Below are 22,686 nucleotides of genomic sequence, written 5' to 3'. Positions count from 1 at the left end.
CGAATAAACGCTCCCTGTTTTCGAAAATTATATACCACTTCTATTCTACCAGTTTGTGAATCGAGCCACAAGAAATCCCAAATCTTTTCAAGATGAATTGTAACATCATCCATATTGGGAACAGTTATTTATGTGAAAAATTAAATAATTTACAGCAGACAACAAACCTAAATTTTGGTAAAATAATAAAAAGATGGATTGGGGAGGTTCTGAATGGTAAACGGAGAGTTACACAGGACGGACAGCACGAGACAAGAACAGGACACGAAGCTGCCAAAACAGCAGGGCAGCGAAAAAAGCAAAACCATCATTCTGACGCTCGTACTAAGCTTCTTTCTTATAGGAGGTGCTGGTACGTTGGGATATTATTACCTGTTTGGTGCTAAATCAGCATCTGACGTCAATCTTCCTACTACCGAAGAAGTAGAGGCTGCTGAGAAGTCAAGCGGTGTTGAGATCTTCAAGCCGACCATTGAAGTTCCTAAGACCGAAATACAAAGACGATTAAACGTTATGCATGAATATTGGAATGGCAGGCTCGGGTATGATCAATGGACGAGCTACAAAGTAGGCACGCATACTTCCGAATTAAAAAGAATTGAAAACAATATACGCGAAAAAATCTTGCCGTATGTAGGCGGCCCGCTACAGACAGATATTGAGAATGCCATTGGGAAAATTGAGAGAAGCATCGAAACGAAGAGTGTAGAACCGTTAAAAGGTGTACACCGCATTTTTCATGATCTCGATATTACGTTAAATGACTATTCTGATGCGTCCGATTTCTGGGAAGTGACCGAAACGTATAAATGGTATCAGAAGAATGCTGTGCAGTAGGGTATAAGACACTGTCCTCGGATGATGAGGATGGTGTTTTTTTGTGTGGATGGTGGAGTGAGGGGTGTAGTGGGTGATCTGGGGTGCCGCTGGTTGCCGGTTTTTGTCGAAAATCGGATAAATAATTTTATGTACGTAATTATTCGTTCTATACACGGATATATTCTTATTTACCTCGCAAAAAAATTTTTATACACGTATATATGTTTATGTGTACTTTTGATGTGCACAACTTGTGGCCAATGTGCACACGAAACACACACAGAGAGCTGCGGTCCCACTCTCCCACGTTGAAATCCATCAAAAAAACACGAAAAAAGAGACCCGCTCATCAAATTTGAGGAGGTCTCTCACATTCTATTACGATTTCGCTGTCGTCATATAATGATCTTTCAACTGATCGCGCAGTGTCCGCTTCAAAAACTTCCCTACAGACGTTTTCGGGATTTCGTCCATGAACACGATATCGTCTGGAATCCACCATTTCGCAAACTGCGGGCGTAAATACTCTAAGATATCTTCTTTCTCCACGTTCCCCTTCCTATCAGGTTTCAGCACCACACATGCGAGCGGACGCTCCTGCCACTCTGGATGCGGAACCGCAATAACGGATGCCTCAAAAACATCTGGGAACGCCATGATCGCATTCTCTAAATCTACCGAAGAAATCCACTCGCCACCGCTCTTGATCAAATCCTTCGTCCGGTCGACGATCTTCACGAATCCTTCATCATCAACCGTTACAACATCTCCGGTATGAAGCCAGCCGTCAATGAATGTCTCGTCTGTCCGGTCGTCGTTATAATATTCATCCGCAATCCAATTCGAACGAAGCAGCAGCTCGCCCATCTCGTTTCCGTCCCACTTCACTTCTCCGTTTGCCCCGATTACTTTCATTTCAACACCTTGCACCACATAGCCCTGCTTTGCTTTGTAATCTAGTTTCGTTTCTTCGTCCATGTCCATTTGATAGGTTTTTAGACGCGTTGCAATCACGAGCGGACTCGTTTCCGTCATGCCATAAGCGTGCATAAACGGTATGTTGTGTTTTTCCTGAAACGTTTTGATCATCCCTTTAGGTGCAGCAGATCCTCCGCAAATAACTGCTCGAAGACTAGAAGTATCATAGCTGTTCTGTTCAAGTTCTTGAAGCAGCCCCATCCAGATCGTTGGTACACCTGCAGCAAAGGTTACTTTTTCCATCTCAATCATTTCCGCTAAAAGCTGTGGCGTGAATCGCGGTCCAGGCATCACTTGCTTCGAACCGAACCATGTTGCCGCATACGGAAGTCCCCAAGCATTTACGTGGAACATCGGTACAACCGGCATAAGAACATCACTTTCTGAAACAGAGCCTCCATCGGCAAGTCCGAGTGACATGGAATGAAGCACAGTCGAGCGATGAGTGTACGTGACTCCCTTAGGATTACCAGTTGTTGCAGACGTGTAGCACATCCCAACCGGGTCATTTTCATCTACATTTTGCGGAAACTCATAAGCCGGGTCACCTGTTTCTAGAAGTTTTTCATAATGATAGAGAGGCTGAAGCGGTGACTGAGGCAGCTCGTCCTCATCCGTCATCAAAATATACGCTTTCACATTTGGTATGTGGTCTTTTATGGCTTCAACAAGAGGAAGAATGTCCTGATCTACTAATAGAATCTGGTCATCGGCGTGATTGATAATGTATGCGATATGCTGAGGAGAAAGTCGAATATTAATCGTGTGAAGGACAGCTTCAACACCCGGGATAGCAAAATACGCTTCCAGATGGCGATGGTGGTTCCATGCAAGTGTTCCAACCCGCTCACCTTTATTTATACCAAGACGTTTTAGCGCGCTCGAAAGCCTGCGTGTTCGTTCACCAATCTCCCGGTAACTGAACTTCCTGATCCCCGACATCGTGCGGCTCGTTACCTCTTTTTTTGAAAAATAACGCTCCGCATGCTCCAGCATACTTGTGACTCGAAATGGCACATTCATCATCATAACTGCTTCTCCTCCTTAAATAAGTAACATAGTCATCTGTGTAAGCGTTTTCGTGTTAATGATTAGTTCACCTAAAGTCTTATGAAATCCTGCTCAAAAAACAGATTCTGATGGGAGAAAACAAAATTATAATCTCAGCTAAAAAAATATCAATTTTAACCAGCTTTTTACGTTACACTTATATTAAAAATGGCATAAAAAGGAGTGTCACATATGCCAGATTGGTCTTATCATACATTCTTCAAACCGCTGCTGTTTCGGATGAAACCAGAAACAAGCCGCGATCTTACGTTGCATACAATGAACACGCTTGCTAAGCTGTCGTTTGGTCGGAGTATTATTCAGTTTTTTGGTCACATGAGGCCAAGTGAGAAGTTAGCGCAAAACGTGGCTGGTATCACCTTTCCATCACCCGTTGGAATCAGCGGTGCGCTAGATCCTAATCTGAACGGAACGGCTGCTTTTGCTAACCTTGGTTTTGGTTTTATTGAAATTGGTCCTGTATCTCTTGAACCTCAGTCTTTGGAGAAGCCAATTTTAAGACAAATAGAGAAAGAAGCATTGTGGTATCAGCATTTAAATACTAACTTAGGTCTTGATGCTGCACTTGTAAAACTTCAGTCTATGAAGCGAAGCATACCCATCGGAATTGCCATACACGGTGAAACTGAAACGGAATTTATGAGGCTTGTTCAGCAACTCGATTATTATGCTGATTTCTTTATTTTGAGTGAGAAAGGAACTCCTTACCTAGATCGGATTCGCCAGGTATCACGTAAACCTTTTTTTGTGGAGTTCACTCATGAAAGTTTAAAATCGGCGGCCGACAAAGATTTAAAAGCAGATGGTTTCTTAATCCGTGAAGGCATTATAAAAGACGGGGGAATTGAGCTCGGCCATTCCGAGATGCCTATCTTAAAAGAAATCATTCAGCAGCTATTGCCTTACAACAAACCGATCATAGCCTCAGGCGGCGTTCACGATCCAAATGATGCGATTGAACTCTTCAATTGCGGCGCCTCCCTCATACAGCTTCATAGCGGTTTTGTTTACTCAGGACCTGGTCTGCCTAAAAGAATTAACGAGCGGATTTTGTATGAAAAGGATGTTGAGGTTGAAACGAAGCGGTCGGCTGGATGGATATCCTTTTTCCTGATGGGACTCGGTGTTTTCATCGCTGGTATCATCGCATTGTTTATCGGTCTGACAGAAGTTCTTTTACCGTATGATGAGCATTACTTAGGCATACAAAAAGAAGAAATCATGGCATTTAACCATCACCTGTTCCATTTCATGTCTCATGACCGGATTTGTCTGGCCGGGGTCATGATCTCAGCCGGTTTTATGTTCATGCAGCTTTCCTATCACGGCATCCGAAACGGAGAGCATTGGGCCAAAAAAGCATACGTGATTGCTGCATCCCTCGGGTTTTTAAACATTTTTTACTTTATGGGCTTTGGCTATTTCGACAAGCTGCACTTTATCTATTATTTAATGATCCTTCCGTTTTTTCTTTACGGACTTTATCAATCTAGAAATTTTTCCATTGGAAGTAAAGCGGTAAACCTTCATAATACGAAAGCGTGGAAACGGAGTCAGCTTGGCCAAAGCCTTTTTGTGATTTCAGGCATGTGTTTGCTCTCTGCCGGTATTGTGATATCCATCATCGGGATGAACGGTGTATTTGTAAAAGAGGATTTGATGTTTTTTTCCTTAACACCTGATCAAATATCAGCGTTTAATGATAAGCTAATTCCACTCATCGCGCATGACCGCGCTGGATTTGGAGGAGCTTTGATCTCAGAAGGCTTTCTTTTGCTGACGATTGGGTTATGGGGATATCGAGAAGGAGCTAAATGGATCTGGTGGACACTAGCGCTTGGCGGTTTGCCAGGGTTCCTGACTGGGGTAGGCACGCACTTTATGATCGGTTACGATAACCACTTTCACCTCTCACCCGCTTACCTGTTGTTTGTCTTCTATCTGGTTGGTTTGGTGTATTCGTATTCCTATTTGAATGTGAGGGAGCGGCGAACGCGTGATATTTCAATAGTAGAAGCAAAAAAAGTGTAGACATCGCGTCTGCACTTTTTTCATTTCCCTATTTCATCTGTGTTTGTTTATGAAGATTGATCGCTTTTCGAATCGCAATGATTGTACCCATGTGAAGACCTTCATGATAAAACGTGCGAGGTAGCACTTCTGCAAATGTGCTCATGCCAAGTTCAGTTGGTTCATCAAGTTCTTGATCAAGACGGTGGCCAAATTGCTGCTCTATCACTTGAACTTGCTCGATCAACCGGTGGCGCAGTTCTTGAAGCGTTGGAGGCGTCTGTTGCCAATTCTCAGGCTTGGTCCCATAACCGAAAAGCTCGCGATAATGGATCGGTGCCGGATTATCCTCACGCGTCTTGTGGTACAGCCAATCATATTGATCAAGGAAAATATGCCCTAAGTTCCAGCGGATGTTATTATTGAACCCTTCTGGGATATAATCCGCTTCCTCCTCAGTCAAACCTTCCACCGCACTCAGCGTATTGTGGCGAAAAGCCGCTAGTTGTTTTAAAAGGATTTCGTTTTTCATAAAAAATGCCTCCTTAAACGGTGATTTGCTTTACAATTTCGCTTGGTTTATGGCGGAATCCTTTTTTCTTTTATTTAAAAGGCACAGCTAATTTAGCTGTGCCTTCCGTTAAGCTGCATCATTCACTTTTATTCTTTTAGCTCTCGGTAATTTCCGATTTACATTCCCTACTATATAAGAACCAAACGGAAGTTTAGAAACGATAAATATTATGGACATACTTATTAATAAGGAAATAATGAAGACACCGATTACACGAGTAAACGTACCACTAAATAATTCAGCAATACTAGCTCCCCAATAGCGTTGAACTTGCCAGTGAATCAGATAAATACCAAAAGAATAATTGCTTATTATATTTACAAATTTGAAATTTGGAATCAATTGTCCCCAAGCAAACACAGCAACACTTAACATGATTGTAAGGGGCAGCAGATCGATTCGACGAGATCCTACACTTGTATAACCTGCTTTAAATAACACAAACACAATTACAATTGATAAAAGCACACCTAAAAGCGTAAACCACTTATATCTCAGAAAAGTCTCAGATAACCGTTTATAATTCCTTCCTATTACATAAGCAAGAGTAAAATATGCAAACCAAGCTGTAAAAGGAATCTTAAAAAACGCTACATGTTCTTTTACGAAAGCAATGTTTCCTTCAAGTATTTTAAAATGAAAAATCATAGCAAGAATACTAACTGGAATCAGCAAGTTCATAGAAATTTTGTACTTTGTAACAAAATAATGCAAGATATAAAATTGAAAAATAATTAGAACAAAATATCCTTCAAACTCACCTAAGAAAATATTTTTTAGTATCTTTCCTCCCAAATCAAAATTAGGATTCATCTTATAACTTACAAGCGCATCTATAACTGAAAAAGAAATATAAGGCGCAAAAATCCATTTTAAGCGTTTCGTCCAAAACTTTTCTGGGAGTTTATCTGGATAGCGGTTAGCCAAAATCACTTCGGATAAAACTACAAATGTTGGGGTAGCAAAGCAAAGCATTGTTCTTAATAACTGATAATACTCAGTCTTTGGAAAGCCCATCGCTAAGCCAACCTGTGATGTACTATGCAAAAAGACAATACTCAAACAAGCTATTGTACGTAATAAGTTCCATTCTTTTATCAAATTAATCCCTCATTTTAATAGGTATTTATTTTCCCACAGAAATAAATTCAACAGTTAACTTAACAGATAAAAGAATTGGTTAAAACAGTAAATGATTGAATGTAACCTGATTGTTATCGAATATAAAAGCCATCGTAACAGACAATCCGACAAATGGATATAACGGTAATATTTTCACAAAAAAACCTTGCAGACATTTATCCACAAGGTTTTCAATACTTTTATTTTATTGGATACATGTAAAGGTTCGAGAGGTGTCTATAATAGATATTACCAATTGCATCTTGAGCGATTTCTTTTGCTCCACTTTCAAGTATATGAGCATAATTCATCGTTTTAGGATCCATCTTAAAGAATCTGCCTTCTAATGTCCCATAAATGTAGCCATCTTTTCCAACTAACAAGTTTGCATTACCGTACCTTCCTGAAATTGCAGGCAACATCTTAACTGTTCTAAAGTTATTTGTAGAAGGATTATATGAAAAAATTGTCCCATCCGCTGCTCCCCAGATATTTTTATCTGGTCCAGTTATTAGTGACATTACCAATGACGCCCTTAGAGGCAGCGAAATAAATTGCTTTTGCCCAGGGTTGGCCGGATTAAATTTAAAGAACTTTGCCCCATCTTTGTCTTTTTGATAGTTAGCGTGGACAGAAGTTCCCCCGTAAATAAAACCTCCATGGTGATGCAGAGTAATGATACTTTGGTTATTTACATAATTCTCATACACTTTATATGTTTTTGTATTTAAGTCATAATCCAACAACAAGCCACCGCTAGTTGTAAATTGAGGATACGTTCCAGCAAAAAGGTGATTGTTAAGAGAGATTAAAGCTGGAATTCTTTCTTGACCATAATCTTTTAAACGTACCAATACACTTGTACCGCGCTGTTCCCAAGGTAATTCAGGATTATTAATTTCAGTCAGTCTTGCATTCGGATAAGCACTGACATATAACTTCCCGTTAACAAATTCTGCGCTTTCTAACTGACTGATTCCGTTTAATTGTATGCCCTTCTTCTCTGCTGTATCGAATTGTGTAAGTCCCCCAGACATGTAGCCGTTAATATATAAGTGCTTTTTGTCAGGGCTTTCAAACATTAAATGAAGATTAACTGGTTGCGGCGGTGCTTCGAACTTTTTCAGAAAAAGCTCATTGGTCTTTGGATTAAAAAGAAAATATGTTCCTTTATTATCTACTAGACCTACTAAAATTTTAGTACCATCTTTTAAACGGACGAAATCTAATGACAGAGCCTCAGTGTTCTCAGGTAAAGATGCATTTGTTTCTCTTACAATTCCAGTTCCTAATTGATAGGCATACAACTTACCTTCATAAGTATAATAAAATTCATTTAACTCTTCATTTTTGTCTGAAAATCCCCTTGAAGCACTGTTGAACTCATTAATGTATTTTTTGCCAATGATATCGTAAATCCCAGCTTTTTTGCTTGGATAAAACTTAGTGAGTAAATAACGATTGTCGATCAATTTCATTTTTTCAACATATGTTTCATTTTTATATTTATCTGGCAGGATGGATACTTTTGAATGATTGCTCAAATTCCACTGAACCATTTCGGCTTTTGAACCCGAACTTACATATAAAAATTTATTATCTTTATCTACGACCAACGATTTTGCGTATTGTTTATATTTTTGAGTCGGCAAGAGAAAGTCTCTAGTCTTCGTTTTTTTGTTGTATTTAAAAACATTAGCTCCATAAGCGGTGACACCATAAACGTACTGATCATTCACAAAAATATCTTGAATAGAAGTATCGTTCGTTCCTTTCAATACATGACCATGATTAATCAATTTCCTAAAGAGCGGATCATAGCTGTACAATGTTCCACTATTCGTACCTGCTACCCACAGAGTACCTGTGCTATCAATATCCAATCCCCAGGCACTTGTTGAATCAACAAGTTTATACTCACCAATCACATCATTTGTATTTAAATCTACAACCGCTAGAGATGTAGGTGTACCATGCAGGATAACGTATAGATAGGCATTCCCCATCTTATCCATCCCTGATTTAGCTGCGATCGTACTTTGATTAAATACCTGCGGTCCTAAATTTACAGGTTTTTTATTGTGTAAAGGAATCTTTGGCTGCTCAGCAGGTGATTTCCGACTAGCACATGCAAGGTCTTGCAGTTTTTTCTTTGACGGTGTCTTATATGTAATGCGATCATCACGTTTCACATAATAACCACCACCTACTCCTAACAAGCCCGTTTTAAAGTTATATATGCGATAAGAACTGCCCTTTTTTAATGTCTTTTCTTGTTTGAGTCCACTGGATGTTAACTTATATAATGAAGTATCTTTTATGACAAAAACTCTTCCAATCTGTCCTGAAACTAAATAAGTATCATCCCATTTAATCTTTTGTCCAGGAGCTATACCTGTACATGATTGGTCAACCACTACAGGAGGTTGAACCGGCTGTACGGGTTTGCTTGTTGAAGGTTTCTTTGATGCACAAATACTAGCCTGAAGCTTTTGTTTACTCGGAGTTTTGTAAGTAATTTTATTATCTCTATTGATATAATAACCACCACCAACTCCTAGTAAATTCGTTTTGAAGTTGTATATCCTATAACCAGTACCAGCTTTTAAAAGTTTGTTTTTCACTAGTGTATTACCTGATAGCTTATACAAATATGTGTCCTTAATAATGGAAACTCTTCCTATTTGCCCTGGTTTTAACTCTGAACCATCCCAATAGATTTTTTGTCCATATGTAATTCCTTTACAAACATCATCGGCATATGAAGTATTGGCAGTAAAAAGTGAAGAAATAACTAAAAGAAAACAAATAACACTACTTATTTTTCTGTTCAACTTTGCACCTTCTCTACTTATTTTGGAACAAAATTATTTTACCAGAATATCACATAAATTCATATATTAGTTTTTTCATAGTTTGATAAATGAAACCAAAGTACCGTAGTAAGAAGCAAAACAAAAAAACACCCCTCGCAATTTGCGAAAAGGGGTGCGCCATCATCGTTTATGGTTTAGTTAGTTCCTGCAATCAGTCCATATTTGCCGTCTTTACGTCTGTACACGACGTTCATCTCACCAGTTTCGGCATTGTTATAGACGAAAAAGTTGTGGCCGAGCAAGCCCATTTGGAGAATGGCTTCCTCTGTGTCCATTGGTTTCAGATCGAAACGCTTTTCACGCACAATCTCGAAATCGTCTTCTTCCTCTAATAGAGCCGTTGATACGCCTTCTGTACCGTTAGCAAACATGTGCTTTGTGCCTTCAGCATTTCTAAATTTACGGTTCACTTTTGTTTTGTGTTTTCGAATTTGACGCTCTAATTTTTCTACCACCAAATCAATCGCAGCGTATAAATCCAAATGACGTTCCTCCGCACGAAGCAGCAGGCCCTTCATCGGTATTGTTACCTCAATTGATTGCTCATTATTGTACACTTTTAGATTAACGTGTACTTCAGAATTCGGAGTTTCGTTAAAGTACTTTGTGAGTTTAGTCACCTTTTTTTCAACGTAAGCCCTAATGGCTTCTGTCACCTCGATGTTTTCTCCACGAATGTTAAAATGCATAACTTAACTCCTCCTTTCGGTGATGTATATATATTTCGATATACCCCAAAAGAATTCCTCCGTAACATTTAAAATATTTTGACAATTTATTAACACTGTCGACAAAATCTTTACAATTCTAAATTGCCATGGGTTACATGCTCGTTACATACCGATATCAAATTTGTATGTTATACTAGTAAGTAACCTTTGAAGCTTTAAAACATTTACATTACCTGTACCATCTCCCTGCTCGGAATTTGTGCGGGGATTTTTTATTGTGTATTTTCACAAAAAAAACAGGCTCTAAAGAGAACCTGTTTTCATCACAAATGAAGCTTATGCTTTTTGAACGTTAGCAGCTTGAGCGCCACGAGCACCTTGCTCTACTTCAAAAGTTACTTTTTGACCTTCGTCTAAAGACTTGAAGCCTTCAGATTGGATAGCTGAGAAATGTACGAATACATCGTCTCCGTTTTCGCGCTCGATGAAGCCGAAACCTTTTTCTGCGTTAAACCATTTTACTGTACCTTGTTCCATGTTTGTTGCCTCCTAGTGCGTTGCCACACAAATATATTACTACTCTTGCCCATAGTATTTTTAAAGAAGAAAAGTCGAAACTCATACAATCTTTTTACACCGAACAAAAATAATTGTAAATTCATCATAACAGGGATTTGCGTATGTTGCAAATCACCCATCTTTTTTTAGCAAAAATCACAAAATAAAAACCCGCCAAAATGAGATGGCGGGATCACAATTATGGTCATATTGCCTATGATTTATAGTTTAGTTACGTTAGCCGCTTGAGGCCCACGCGCTCCATCTACAATATCAAACTCGACTTGCTGACCTTCGTCAAGGCTTTTGAATCCGTCAGTGTTGATTGCAGAGAAGTGTACGAACACATCGTCTCCGTCTTCGCGCTCGATAAATCCAAAACCTTTTTCTGCGTTAAACCATTTTACTTTTCCTAACATGCCTTTCACAATCCCTTCATCATGCGAATCTTTGTATAGTTTTTCTATACACTTTATAGTATGACATATACCCAAAAAAGTTGTCAAAGGCTTAAGATTAGCGAAAGATAAGAAGTTTTGTCGAATAATCTTTTAAGTTTTTTATGTATATTAATACACTTATATCCCGTTTTATACAAAAGGAAAACTGACCTCAAAAACGACCGGTTTTTCCCAACTTTTTTTACACTTCTAATCCAAGCTTGGCCACATATAATCCAATATACAGCGCAGGAAAATTAAACAGTTGTTTAAAAAGGAGGCAATGGACGTTGCTACATATGATTGAAAAAGTCGTCCTAGCTATGGCCGCAATTCGTTTTCTGTCCGGAAGTCTTGAAATTACAGCAGCCCTCTTCATGCTGCATTACAATACCGTTGAGCGAGCACTCGTTATCAATTCGATGCTCTCAATCGTCGGTCCCATCATCTTTTTCTCCACCATGACACTCGGAATTTACGGATTATCTACCAAATTGTCATTTGGGAGTCTGATTTGGATCATGTTAGGAGTCGTTTGTATTGTTTATGGGATAAAGAGATAGCTGAATTCTTTAGTGCTACGCGTAGAATTGATGATAACTGCGCGTAAAGAGGGAAAATGCGCGGCAAAATCAAAACCGATATCCTGATAGATAAGCTAAGAACTCTCTTTGTTTCTCGTGATTGTACTTCGTTAGTGCATAGGTATTCGCGTCAGGTAAATCAAGAGAATAGCAATCCACCTCAAGCAGCCTGCCTTCTAAGAGTTCTCTTCTAACCGTTGATAATGGCAAAAAGGACACACCTAGCCCTTCAGCAATAAATCTTTTCGTGATGTGAATCTGCGAAACCTTCATCATCCTCACACCAGGATAAAGTGATTTTACACGTTTAGAGAGATCCTCCCAATATCCTGGATGGTTGTGCGTCAGCAGATAGTTTGAGAGTAGGACTTCTTTTTCGTCCAGTGGGGGTGCTGCTTCAAAGTCCAGCCCATCATGAGGCGCAACCAGCACGACTTTGTCTTTATAAAGAAGCTGACTCATCATTTCAGAATGTGAACTTCCCAAGCACGACAGTCCGAGATCTACCTCTTCGTTTAAAACCGCAGATTCAATATCTTCTGACTCGATGATTTTAATGGAGATCTCGACTCCCGGATGCACACTTACATACCTTTTTAAAACCGATGGCAAAATGGTATCGGCAATAAGTGGCGAGATACCGATGCAAAGTTGAGAGTGATACCCTTGCTGAAAAGCATTAAGGTCCTCTAGCCCGCTCTCATACACTTCCATCAGTTTCTTCGCGTTCTGCAGATACCGCCTTCCTTCTGCCGTCAACTTCACTCGTCTCCCTTCACGTAAAAATAGAGACATCCCTAGTTCTGCTTCAAGCAATTTGATATGAACCGTTACAGAAGGCTGTGAAACGTGGAGAATTTCTGACGTCCTCCTAAAATTCTCACATTCAGCAGCTGTAATAAACGTTTTCAGCCAAGAAAATTCCAAAGTATTCGTCCTTTCTGCTGATTATTTTTTATTATTAATTTAATTAAAAATAATCAATATCATAAATTAATTATATCTTATAAAATGATACTAAATAATGGAAGGAGTGAAAAATCAGATGCAAAAAGGACTTAAAGGAATTGTTGCAGCGGAGACTCAGATTAGCCACATTGATGGCATCGAAGGAAAGTTAACCTACAGAGGTTTTGAGATTGGTGACCTTTCTCGTTTTTCGTTTGAAGAAGTGGCGTATTTGCTATGGTACGGTAAACTTCCAGATCAAGAAAAGTTACAAAAGTTAAAAGATGAGCTCATAAAAAATCGCACACTCCCCCTTCATATTAAAAATATTTTAGATCATCTTCCAAAAGACATGGACTTGATGAGCATAATCCGAACAGCGATTTCCTCTGAAGGTGTGGCAAGTTACGGATGGAAACCAAGTATAGAACAGGCCATTCGTTTAACGAGTTTAGTTCCTACGATTATTAGTTATTGGACGTGCCTTAAAAATGGCAAACCTTATGTTGAGCCATCAGAAGATTTAAGCCACGTTGAAAATTACTTATACATGCTAAATGGAGAAATTCCAAGTAAGGCACATACGCTTGCTCTCGAAACCTACATGATCTTAACATTAGAACACGGCATGAACGCCTCCACTTTTTCAGCTCGTGTAACAGCATCAACCGAATCCGATATGGTATCTGCAGCAACCTCCGCGATCGGAACGATGAAAGGTCCTCTTCACGGAGGTGCACCTTCTGGAGTCATAGACTTGCTTGACGAGGTGCGAAGTGTTGGCAGTGCTGAACGTGTGATTCGCCGTAAGTTGGAGAATGGAGAAAAACTCATGGGTTTCGGACACCGCGTTTATAAAACCCATGACCCTCGAGCCGTTGCGTTAAAAGCTAAATTATTAGACATCGTCGGTGAGGATGAGTGGTTGGATCTCGCGCTAGATGTGGAGAAAACAGCTGTTGCGTTGTTGAAGGAATACAAGCCTGGCAGATCTCTGTACACGAATGTTGAATTTTACGCTGCGGCCATCATGAAGGCGATTCAGTTGGATTCGAATTTGTTTACACCAACATTTACGGCAAGCCGGATGGTCGGATGGACGGCTCATATTTTAGAACAAGCCGAAGACAATACTATTTATCGGCCGCAGTCGATTTATACAGGGCAATTTCATGATACAACTTCATTAAACACGTAAACCGGACAATGACGTTCGGTTTTTTGTTTTTATGGAGGCGTTTTTAGGTTCTACAGTTAGTATTTATTAGATTTACGGTACGTGTTCTTTTATTGGTTACACGTTCGCTCATAAAGGGTTGAGTTTCGCTCAATATGTTCTCCGTTGCGCTCAGTGAAGGCCCTTTTCGCTCAATCAGTACCTCGTTTCGCTCAGTGAAGGCCCTTTTTTGCTCAATCACACAAAAATGCACATTTATAAAGCAACGAAGACACTCTTCACTCCCGTCTTCACATGATAAAATAAACAGAGATAAGCTTTTTCAAAAGGAAGAGGTGTTAAAAGTGATTTTAAAGTCCATTTCTTATAAAAAAGATAAAACTAAACAAGGATATCCTTATCAATTACCGCTGTTTCAATCTTTAGAATCCCTTCACTTCCAAAAACCAATCACGATCTTAGTAGGGGAAAATGGAACGGGAAAGTCAACACTGCTTGAAGCCATCGCCGAGCAAGCGGGTTCAATTCGAATCAATCCATCAAATGATGATGGATCTGACCTGCACTCCCTCTCAAAACAATTAAAATTAACGTGGAGTGTGAAAACAAAGAAAGGATTCTTTCTAACCGCAGAAGACTTTGCAAATTTTGTGAGGCGTGCATCTGAAATGAAAGAAACGGCTCGCAAGGAATTAGAAAACATAGAAGAAGAGTACAAGAACAAGTCTTCATATGCTAAAAGCTTGGCTTCACTCCCACATAATCGTACATTGCACGAACTAGAAGAGCTCTATAATGACGGTCTTGAGTTTCGATCACACGGCGAGCGGTTTCTGGACTTTTTTCAGTCACGATTCAGACCAGGCGGATTGTATATCCTCGATGAGCCTGAAGTGCCCCTATCACCTATGAAACAATTAAGTTTTATTTCACTAATAAAAGAGATGGAGCAGCAGAATGCACAGTTCATTATCGCTACTCATTCTCCAATACTGATGGCGTATCCGGGTGCAGAGATCATTAATCTTGATTCCCTGCCACCTGCTTCGACATCATATGAAGAACTCGAACATGTGCAAATTACGAAAACATTTTTGGAGAATCCTGAACGTTATTTAAGGCATCTGTAATGCTGGCACAAGATTTAAACCGCAAAAAGAGGCACTCAGCCGATTAACAGCTAGTGCCTTTTATCATTTCTTCTTATCAAAATACATGCCATCGCCCGACAGCGTTTGGTACGGATTTGCATACTGAACATTCTTTACTTTCTTCCTCTTCATAAGAGAAAGATCGTGCTTAATTTCTTCAAACTGGCGCGCTAAAAGCGGGTCGATTGTCTCGTTCATCTTCACAATCATATTGCCCATGCGTTGCTCGTCCTCCGAATATATGCCCGGAAGACTTTGAATCGCTGCCTGGCGTTGGTCGATCAGTTCATTCAATCGCTCGATATATGGCTCACGATCCTCTTTTGGTAAACCTGTACTTACATGATCATAGAGATTTTTTGTGATCTCCAGCAATATTTTGACCGCAGGCATTACACGCGTCCCGTTTCACCGTGCTGCATACGACGGTTAATTTGGATTACTTCTTTCCACGTATTGCGGAAATCGAGCACATAGTCTTCCACTTCATCCAAAATCGCTGCATCACTATGAATATTTGCTTCAATCAGACGACGATGGATGTAGTCGTACATTTGCATCAAGGACTGAGACACTTCAAGATCCATGTTCAACGTTACCATCAATTCTTGGATGATCTTTTGCGCTTTTAATAGATTCGTGTTCTTCTGTTCTGTATTTTTAAGTTCGATCCCCGTTCGTGCGAGACCGATAAATTTTAAACACCCGTTATATAGCATGAGCGTCAACTCGCCGGGAGACGCTGTTTGGACTGAATTGTTTTGATACGCTTTGTTCGCGTTAAGTATGGACATGTAAAGGTAACACTCCTTTTTGGTTTGAAAATTACTGTCCGCCGCCAAACTGCTGCATTAAGTACATGGATTGCTGGTTGGAACGCTGGATCGCTGATTCCATCGCTGAGAACTGTCGCCAATAGCGGTCTTCAACCTGTTTCAGACGATCTTCAAAAGCCGAGATACGCTTATCTACGTCCGTTAATTCACGACCGAGTGTAAATTGAGCGTTTGTACGAAGAGCGTTTCCTGCTTTTAGTTCGATTTTGTCGACTGTTTGGTCAATGGATGTACGAAGTTTTTTAGCAATACCTTCAACATTATTCGTACTGTCCCCAGTAAACATCTTCATTACAGCATCTGGATTAGTGGCTAACGCATCACGAAGTTTCTTTTCATCGATTTCAAGCTTACCTTTGTCTAAGTAGTTACGTGAAGTTGTGATTCCGATCTCAGAAAGCTGATCAAATTTTGCGTCACCCGTACTAACATTGGCATACAAAATGGAACGCATCGCATTTAGTCCGCTAGACAGAATGGAGTCACCGCGCAGCATACCGCTCTTCGCCTTTTCATCCCAAAGCTCTGTTTCTTTTTCAGATAAATCTTTACGCTGCGCGTCCGTTAACGGAGGAAAATCACGATATTTCGTTTCAGTCATTTTCTTATTGATCGTTTCAATGGTTTCGTTATATTTTTTCACAAAATCTTTAATTGAATTAACAACACCATCTGTATCTGTTGCTGAGCTGATTGTTGAAGCACCTAAGCCTTTTAACGAATACGAAACACCACTGATCGTAAAAATGTTGGAAGTTCGCTGCAAACCTGTAAGTCCGTTCAAGTCAAACTCTGCATTGCCTCCATTGTCTGTATCAGTTGCACCCAGTTCTATTCCATCTGCTGTAGTGTTCGTTGAAAAACCAATATTACCAAAAAAAGATATGGTTTCTGGAGTTCCAAGTGTGATCTTAGAACCCTTCCCCGTTAAATTGTTTGAAATAACAAATTGTCCAGTGAAGTCATCGTAAAACGCTGATATTTCTAATCCTGCTTCTGAGAACTTCTTAGCCGTCGTTTCCAACGTATCTTTTGTTGGATCGATTTTAATGGTCTTAGTTACTTCAGATCCATCTGGTTTTGTCACCTTGATTTCAAGAGGAATTTCCGCTGTTCCAAAAGCTGAATTCATAGTTCCTAGAGCCGTTTTTCCACTTGGTTTGTTACCACTTTGATCTATAACTTGTCCGGAAACCCAACTTCTAGCAGTTGCTAGCTTAGTAACGTTAATGTTAGAAGTTATATTCGAAGCACTTCCCGCAACAGTCGCAGTAACCACATTTGGATTTGTGCTTGTTACCGTCTTCTTATTAAACGTTCCTTGTAGTGCGACTCCGTCTAGAATAAATCGATCGAGCTCTGTCAAAAGCTTATTCATTGAGCGGTAATCATCTCGCTGCCACTCTAGCGTCGTCTTTTTCTGTGCTAACTTATCTAATGGAATACGCTCTGCTTTCATCAAATCGCCAACAAGCGTATCAATGTCCATCCCACTGGCTAACCCGCCAATTCTCATGCTCACGGTTCATCACCGTCCCTAAATTTTTTTATCTACAAAGATGCCCATAAAATCAATCATATCCGCATACATATCTAAAAACTTTTTGTTTGGTATCTCTCTCAGCACTTCTTGCGTTACTTCATCGACAACTTGAACGTAATAATCATTCAACTTTTCGTGAAGAACAAACTTAGATGAAGTATGCGCAGGCTTCAGCATATCGTTCATCGCATCGATTACTTTTTCTAGTGATTCTTTTGTTGGTTTTGGTTGTACTGAGACTTCGGCTTGCGGAGTTTGTTCTTGTTGGTTTTGGCTTTTAAGCATAGGCTCAGATTTTTGTATTACAGGAGAACCAATCGCTTGCAGTTCCACCTTCATCGCCCCTTTTAATTTCTCTAAAATTTATATCGGATTGTATATTTAATTGTTGAGGAAGAAGAGAAAAAGAAAAACGGCAAAAAAAATTATTACAATTCTATGAAACGACTCATTTTACTACTTTTTTATTGTAAAATAGTTGATTATGAAGAAGAAAAATGTAGAAAAATGACCACTAAACGTCGTGGCATTCATTATAAAAATAGATAAAACAATAAACGGAAAATTGAAAACGAGAGGATAATGGCAGTAATGAAAGACCAACGCACAAAGCAACGAAAGAAACAAAGCCGACAGCCGAATTCAGGTGTAAAGCAAAGTAAAGCCATTGAACAACCTCTAGAAAAAGGCAGGTACATAACAGGTCTTGATGGACTGAGGGCCATCGCCGTGCTTGCGGTTATCGCTTACCATCTAAATTTTGAATGGGCAGCCGGCGGACTGCTCGGTGTTACCGTCTTTTTTGTTTTATCAGGATACCTAATTACAGACCTTTTAGTAGCCGAATTTGTAACAACGAACACGATTAATTTTAAAAACTTTTGGATTCGCCGGGCAAGAAGACTGCTGCCCGCAATGTTCACCATGCTGCTTGTCGTCGTCACGTATGTCACGCTTTTCGAACCTGAAATGCTTCAAAAGCTTGAAAAAGATACGGTTGCAGCCATCTTATACGTAAGCAACTGGTGGTACATATTCCAAGACCTATCGTATTTTGAAAGCTTCGGACCCCCTTCCCTTTTAACACACTTTTGGTCGTTAGCCGTGGAAGAGCAATTTTATATCCTTTGGCCACTCATTATCATTGTGATGTTAAAGATAAAGGTTCGCGAAGGCTCTCTATTTTCTATGATTCTAGCAGGTGCACTTGTTTCCGCAGCTGCCATGACTCTGTTGTACGAACCAGGTGCAGATCCGAGCCGTGTTTATTATGGTACGGACACACGCGTCTTCTCTCTATTACTAGGAGCAAGCCTAGCTGTCATCTGGCCAAGTCGAAAACTATCTACTAGTCTTCCTCCAGAGATTCGTTGGAAACTAGATTTCGTCGGGTTATCCGCACTCGCTTTTGTGTTTTACATGTTCTGGGGCACGAGTCAGTATGAAGACTTCCTCTATCAAGGAGGGATGGTCGCTATATCTGTTGCGTCGATGCTTGTAGTGGCCGTCATGGTTCACCCATCAAGCCGACTGAACACGTGGTTGAGTTTTAAACCATTGCGCTGGATCGGTGTCCGCTCTTATGGTATCTATTTGTGGCATTTTCCAGTAATCGTGCTAACGAGCCCGCAATGGGGAGCGGATGCGCCGAGCTTGTTTAGAACGACTTTTCAAATGGTTTTAATTTTAGTGCTTGCAAGCCTTTCATGGACCTTTATTGAGAACCCGATTCGAAAAGGGGCTTTAACGAGATTTTGCCGAGTGGTCAAACGCGGTGAATGGAGACGTGAACGATCATTTATCGGAAGGTTTGTAACGATTGCTTGTATTCTAGGTGCTTTCATGAGCGTATCCGCAATTGGCTTTACCACAACTTCAGTAGCGTTAAGTAAAGATAAAGTAATCACAGCCATTCAAGATAAAGTAGGAAAAGAAGAACCGCCTACAGAAAACAAAGTTTCACCTGTTCCAAAACCTGACGCCCCTAAAAAAGTAGAGAAGCCTGCGGAGGAGCGTGCAGAAAAGCCATCTGATGAGACACCTTCAGAGGAAGAACCTTCTCAAGATGAAGCTCCGGCTGAAGAAAAACCGCCTGTTCAGGATTCTCGTTCGCTTACCGTCATTGGAGATTCGGTTATGATTGACGTGACGCCTCACTTAGAAGAAGTATTTCCAAATGCAAAAGTGGATGCGAAAATCGGGCGCCAGTTTAGAGAAGCAGAAGACATCGTGCAGCAGAAGAAAAGCTCGGGCAGTCTAGGTGAAATCGTCGTCATAGAGCTTGGGGCAAACGGACCGCTCGCCGAGAAAAAAATGCATGCTTTAATTAAAGAAATCGGTGATCGCAATATTTACATGATTACGACGCGTGTTCCAAAACCTTGGCAAAAGGAAGTCAACGACACGATTAAAAGCGTTGCTGGCAACTACAAGAACGTGAAAGTAGTCGATTGGTTTACAAAGAGTGAGTCACATCCTGAGTACATCGGAAATGATGGGGTTCACTTAACGAAAACAGGTGCTAAAACTTATGCAGATTATTTGTTAAAACATATTGATTAAATGAAATAAAGTCAATCATCCATTGGGTGGTTGGCTTTTTTGTACATTAGAAAGAAATGAATAAATACAATTGCCAAAGAACCACAAGGGAATAAACCAGGAATACTCCAAATGTCAGCTTTTGTGCAATAGGATGAACGGGTAGCAAACCAAACACCAAAATGATTCCAGAAAAAAATAGCTTTATACCAATAAAGCCTAGTGGATGATAACGATATAGAGCATTCATTATGGGGTTTAGTTCCCTTGCTCCGTTCATAAGTAGATAATGAGTAACAAAAGCATCCAGAAGATTTAAAACTGCAATACCAACACATATCCAAAAATGACCGGTTAACCATGTGTCGCTAACCATTTCATCACCCCCACTAGGAGTATATCCCAATCAGAATGAATATTGCCTGTTCAAGACATAAAAAAAGCCACCGGATAAGGTCCGATGACTCTGTTAAAATTAACGAAGAAGTTGAAGAACTCCTTGTGGTTGTTGGTTCGCTTGCTTCGCGACTATGTCTTTCGATCATAGAAAAGACTATATCTTCACCCTTAAACTTAAGGGGCTGGGCACTTCGAACGGCTAAACCGCCCTACGGAGTTCATTGTCATAGCTTTTGCCTTAGACAGTATCTCCTAGTCGTTGAACGTTCTCCAGAGTTTCCTCTTAGGAGCTTCGCTGCTGATTATCCAATCCTCTTATTTTTCAACCCGTCACGCTCACCGTTTCCAGTCACGTTGTGGGATAAAAGGCTCTAAGGAAGTTCCAGCAATTCACCCAGTTATAATCTAGCTCGTTACCAAACTAGACGCCCTTCTTATCAATTATCTCAATAATTGTAATACACCTTGAGGCATTTGATTCGATTGAGCTAACATTGCTTGTGCTGCTTGAGAAAGAATAGAGTTTTTAGTTTGTTCCATCATTTCTTTCGCCATGTCTACGTCACGGATACGAGACTCAGCTGCAGTTAAGTTTTCAGAAGATGTGTTTAAGTTGTTAATTGTGTGCTCTAAACGATTCTGGAATGCACCAAGTTTTGAACGTTCTTTTGAAACTTCAGTTATTGCACTTTCAATATTTGTAATTGAAGCTTTTGCTGAATCGTGTGAAGAAACATCAACACGACCAGCTGTTGATAGGTTTAGTACACCATCTGTTTTCATATTTCTAATGTTTAAACTTAAATTTTGGTCTTCGTTAGCACCAATTTGGAATGTTACAGAACCTGCTAATACTTCTACATCACCAATAGCATCATCCTGTGCATAACCAGCATTTGTTTTTATTGTAATTCCAAAGTCTGTAAAGTTTAAATCTTGGGCACCATCTGCATTAGAAATAGTTTGCGTTTTACCCCCAAAAGTCATTGTAAGTGTATGAGCAGTTGTATCTGCTGTAATTGCATAAGTCCCAGCTGCAGCACCATTAGTAGAAGCACTTGCTACACCTGTAACACCTAATACAGTAGTTGTTGCTGCGTCTTGTTCTACACTACCGCCAAGATTACCCTTTAATAGTAATTGCTTGTTAAACTCCGTTGTATCTCCAATACGGTCAATTTCATTTTTCAACTCGTTTAATTCTTCTTGGATAGCATCTCTATCTTGAGTTACGTTTGTATCGTTAGCACCTTGTACCGCTAACTCACGCATACGTTGAAGGATAGAATGCGTTTCGTTTAATGCACCTTCCGCTGTTTGTATCATAGAAATCGCATCCTGCGAGTTCTTAGAAGCTTGGTCTAAGCCACGTACTTGCGCACGCATTTTTTCAGAAATAGCAAGACCAGCAGCATCATCGCCAGCACGGTTAATTCGAAGACCAGAAGATAATTTTTCCATTGATTTTGACTGTGCGCCTGAAGCTGCGCTTAATTGACGGTGTGTGTTAAGTGCCGCGATATTGTGATTAATTCTCATTTCTTTTTCCTCCTTGAATGTGTTCCGCCCACGTCCTTGTGGTTGGTTGGATGTGTTTTTTCTTCGGAACTCACAGACTTTTACGGCCGTTAAAAGGTCTGCTTGTTCCTACATTCGTTATATCGGAGTAAAAAGGAACATCTTTAATGTGTTTTACGAGTTTTTTAACTTTTTTAATGCCTGGAATGTATTAAGTGAAGTACTTGCTGCTTGGTTGTTCTCTTGCTGGATAGATAGAAAGACTTCTTTGCGATGTATCTCTATATGTTTAGGAGCCGATATTCCTAATTTCACCTGATCGCCATCTATGGATAGCACCGTTAGTTCAATATCATCTCCAATTTTAATCGCTTCTTGTAACTTTCGGGTTAATACGAGCATTCCTTAACCCTCCTGTCCGACAAAGCTAGATTCTAATAACTCATGTCTTGTTCGGTATTTGTTATCTGTTAGTACTACTTGCTTTGCCAGGTTTTCCTTTACATTAATCACTATTGGTGCCTGAAGATTACCTGTTGATTTTTCTAATGGTTCTTGAATCGTTAGAATCACCTGAACCAAGACATCGGATTCTTCTTTTATCTTTAATTGTTTTTGCACCGATTCTACTAATTCAAAATCATAGTCCTTAAAAAACAGAAATGGATTTATTGTAAAAAAAGCGAGTTCTTTTGTGAAAACGGATTGCAGTGTTGAAAATGGCGTTCCTTCCATTGGCAGAAGAACAAATTGTTTTTCATCTTTAAAACCAGGCAACCCTTGTTCAAAATGTAAAATATCCTCATCGGTGATCTCTATTGTTTCTTCAAATTTTGTATGAAGTATCATCTCACTCATCCTTTGCTTTAT

At 39.9% G+C, this 22,686-nt stretch carries 22 protein-coding genes; 6 read left to right on the top strand and 16 right to left on the bottom strand.

All coding sequences use genetic code 11. From position 1 onward, the window contains the following. Positions 1–213 precede the first annotated feature (213 nt). Positions 214–837, top strand: a complete 624-nt coding sequence (locus tag AWM68_RS19190) for a hypothetical protein (protein WP_066245437.1) — start codon at positions 214–216, stop codon at positions 835–837. A gap of 360 nt (positions 838–1,197) precedes the next feature. Here AWM68_RS19190 and AWM68_RS19185 read toward each other — a convergent pair whose 3' ends face one another. After that, positions 1,198–2,826, bottom strand: a complete 1,629-nt coding sequence (locus AWM68_RS19185; RefSeq protein ID WP_197468204.1) for a long-chain fatty acid--CoA ligase — start codon at positions 2,824–2,826, stop codon at positions 1,198–1,200. Between the two features lie 213 nt (positions 2,827–3,039). Here AWM68_RS19185 and AWM68_RS19180 point away from each other — a divergent pair, with 213 nt between their 5' ends. Next, positions 3,040–4,899: a hypothetical protein gene (locus AWM68_RS19180; RefSeq protein ID WP_066245435.1), complete on the top strand. Its 1,860-nt coding sequence runs from the start codon at positions 3,040–3,042 to the stop codon at positions 4,897–4,899. Positions 4,900–4,927: 28 nt separating this feature from the next. Here AWM68_RS19180 and AWM68_RS19175 read toward each other — a convergent pair whose 3' ends face one another. From AWM68_RS19175 to AWM68_RS19150, 6 genes are all read right to left on the bottom strand, one after another. Then, positions 4,928–5,410, bottom strand: coding sequence for a DinB family protein (locus tag AWM68_RS19175; protein WP_066245433.1), 483 nt, complete (start codon positions 5,408–5,410; stop codon positions 4,928–4,930). Positions 5,411–5,518: 108 nt separating this feature from the next. Then, on the bottom strand, positions 5,519–6,553 hold the full coding sequence (locus AWM68_RS19170) for an acyltransferase family protein (RefSeq protein ID WP_197468203.1): 1,035 nt from the start codon (positions 6,551–6,553) through the stop codon (positions 5,519–5,521). Positions 6,554–6,774: 221 nt separating this feature from the next. Further along, positions 6,775–9,408, bottom strand: a complete 2,634-nt coding sequence (locus tag AWM68_RS19165; protein ID WP_066245429.1) for a YncE family protein — start codon at positions 9,406–9,408, stop codon at positions 6,775–6,777. 176 nt (positions 9,409–9,584) lie between these two features. Next, positions 9,585–10,139 carry a ribosome hibernation-promoting factor, HPF/YfiA family gene (hpf, locus tag AWM68_RS19160; protein WP_066245427.1) on the bottom strand — a complete coding sequence of 185 codons (555 nt, stop codon included), beginning with the start codon at positions 10,137–10,139 and terminating at the stop codon, positions 9,585–9,587. Between the two features lie 318 nt (positions 10,140–10,457). Beyond that, positions 10,458–10,658: a cold shock protein CspC gene (gene cspC / locus AWM68_RS19155; RefSeq protein ID WP_034314312.1), complete on the bottom strand. Its 201-nt coding sequence runs from the start codon at positions 10,656–10,658 to the stop codon at positions 10,458–10,460. Positions 10,659–10,900: 242 nt separating this feature from the next. After that, entirely contained in the window at positions 10,901–11,098 is a 198-nt protein-coding gene (locus AWM68_RS19150; RefSeq protein WP_066245425.1) for a cold shock domain-containing protein, read from the bottom strand. A gap of 320 nt (positions 11,099–11,418) precedes the next feature. Between AWM68_RS19150 and AWM68_RS19145 the strand changes: the two genes are divergently transcribed. Then, a complete protein-coding gene (locus AWM68_RS19145) occupies positions 11,419–11,682 on the top strand; it encodes a YqhV family protein (protein ID WP_066245751.1) in 264 nt (87 codons plus the stop codon). 69 nt (positions 11,683–11,751) lie between these two features. Here AWM68_RS19145 and AWM68_RS19140 read toward each other — a convergent pair whose 3' ends face one another. Beyond that, positions 11,752–12,630: a LysR family transcriptional regulator gene (locus AWM68_RS19140; RefSeq protein WP_066245423.1), complete on the bottom strand. Its 879-nt coding sequence runs from the start codon at positions 12,628–12,630 to the stop codon at positions 11,752–11,754. Positions 12,631–12,748: 118 nt separating this feature from the next. On the opposite strand from AWM68_RS19140, the gene AWM68_RS19135 reads away from it, so the two are divergent. After that, entirely contained in the window at positions 12,749–13,849 is a 1,101-nt protein-coding gene (locus tag AWM68_RS19135; protein WP_066245421.1) for a citrate synthase/methylcitrate synthase, read from the top strand. A gap of 323 nt (positions 13,850–14,172) precedes the next feature. Next, positions 14,173–14,958 carry an AAA family ATPase gene (locus AWM68_RS19130; protein WP_066245419.1) on the top strand — a complete coding sequence of 262 codons (786 nt, stop codon included), beginning with the start codon at positions 14,173–14,175 and terminating at the stop codon, positions 14,956–14,958. A gap of 63 nt (positions 14,959–15,021) precedes the next feature. Here AWM68_RS19130 and AWM68_RS19125 read toward each other — a convergent pair whose 3' ends face one another. From AWM68_RS19125 to flaG, 4 genes are read right to left on the bottom strand one after another with little or no spacing between them, the layout of a single operon-like run. Further along, entirely contained in the window at positions 15,022–15,372 is a 351-nt protein-coding gene (locus AWM68_RS19125; protein WP_066245417.1) for a hypothetical protein, read from the bottom strand. Beyond that, positions 15,372–15,773: a flagellar export chaperone FliS gene (gene fliS / locus AWM68_RS19120; RefSeq protein ID WP_066245415.1), complete on the bottom strand. Its 402-nt coding sequence runs from the start codon at positions 15,771–15,773 to the stop codon at positions 15,372–15,374. Before fliS ends, AWM68_RS19125 begins: the two co-directional genes overlap by 1 nt. Before the next feature lie 31 nt (positions 15,774–15,804). After that, a complete protein-coding gene (locus AWM68_RS19115; RefSeq protein WP_066245749.1) occupies positions 15,805–17,331 on the bottom strand; it encodes a flagellar hook-associated protein 2 in 1,527 nt (508 codons plus the stop codon). Positions 17,332–17,352: 21 nt separating this feature from the next. Then, the gene (gene flaG / locus AWM68_RS19110) at positions 17,353–17,691 is read right to left on the bottom strand and encodes a flagellar protein FlaG (RefSeq protein ID WP_066245413.1); all 339 of its coding nucleotides are present in this window, start codon (positions 17,689–17,691) and stop codon (positions 17,353–17,355) included. A gap of 258 nt (positions 17,692–17,949) precedes the next feature. Here flaG and AWM68_RS19105 point away from each other — a divergent pair, with 258 nt between their 5' ends. Next, the gene (locus AWM68_RS19105; protein WP_066245411.1) at positions 17,950–19,920 is read left to right on the top strand and encodes an acyltransferase family protein; all 1,971 of its coding nucleotides are present in this window, start codon (positions 17,950–17,952) and stop codon (positions 19,918–19,920) included. Positions 19,921–19,966: 46 nt separating this feature from the next. Here AWM68_RS19105 and AWM68_RS19100 read toward each other — a convergent pair whose 3' ends face one another. The 4 genes from AWM68_RS19100 to fliW all read right to left on the bottom strand — a co-directional run bounded on the left by AWM68_RS19100 (position 19,967) and on the right by fliW (position 22,665). After that, a complete protein-coding gene (locus AWM68_RS19100; protein ID WP_066245409.1) occupies positions 19,967–20,275 on the bottom strand; it encodes a DUF5658 family protein in 309 nt (102 codons plus the stop codon). Positions 20,276–20,739: 464 nt separating this feature from the next. After that, positions 20,740–21,837 (bottom strand): flagellin, encoded by a 1,098-nt coding sequence (locus tag AWM68_RS19095; RefSeq protein ID WP_066245407.1) that lies wholly within the window; start codon positions 21,835–21,837, stop codon positions 20,740–20,742. Positions 21,838–21,990: 153 nt separating this feature from the next. Continuing rightward, positions 21,991–22,218: a carbon storage regulator CsrA gene (gene csrA, locus AWM68_RS19090; protein WP_066245406.1), complete on the bottom strand. Its 228-nt coding sequence runs from the start codon at positions 22,216–22,218 to the stop codon at positions 21,991–21,993. Between the two features lie 3 nt (positions 22,219–22,221). After that, positions 22,222–22,665 (bottom strand): flagellar assembly protein FliW, encoded by a 444-nt coding sequence (fliW, locus tag AWM68_RS19085; protein ID WP_066245405.1) that lies wholly within the window; start codon positions 22,663–22,665, stop codon positions 22,222–22,224. Positions 22,666–22,686: the final 21 nt, after the last annotated feature.

The sequence above is a fragment of the Fictibacillus phosphorivorans genome (genome assembly GCF_001619875.1).
Lineage (GTDB): Bacteria > Bacillota > Bacilli > Bacillales > Fictibacillaceae > Fictibacillus > Fictibacillus phosphorivorans_B.
Note: the sequence above shows the minus strand (reverse complement) of the source record. Positions and strands in the feature narration are given on the sequence as shown.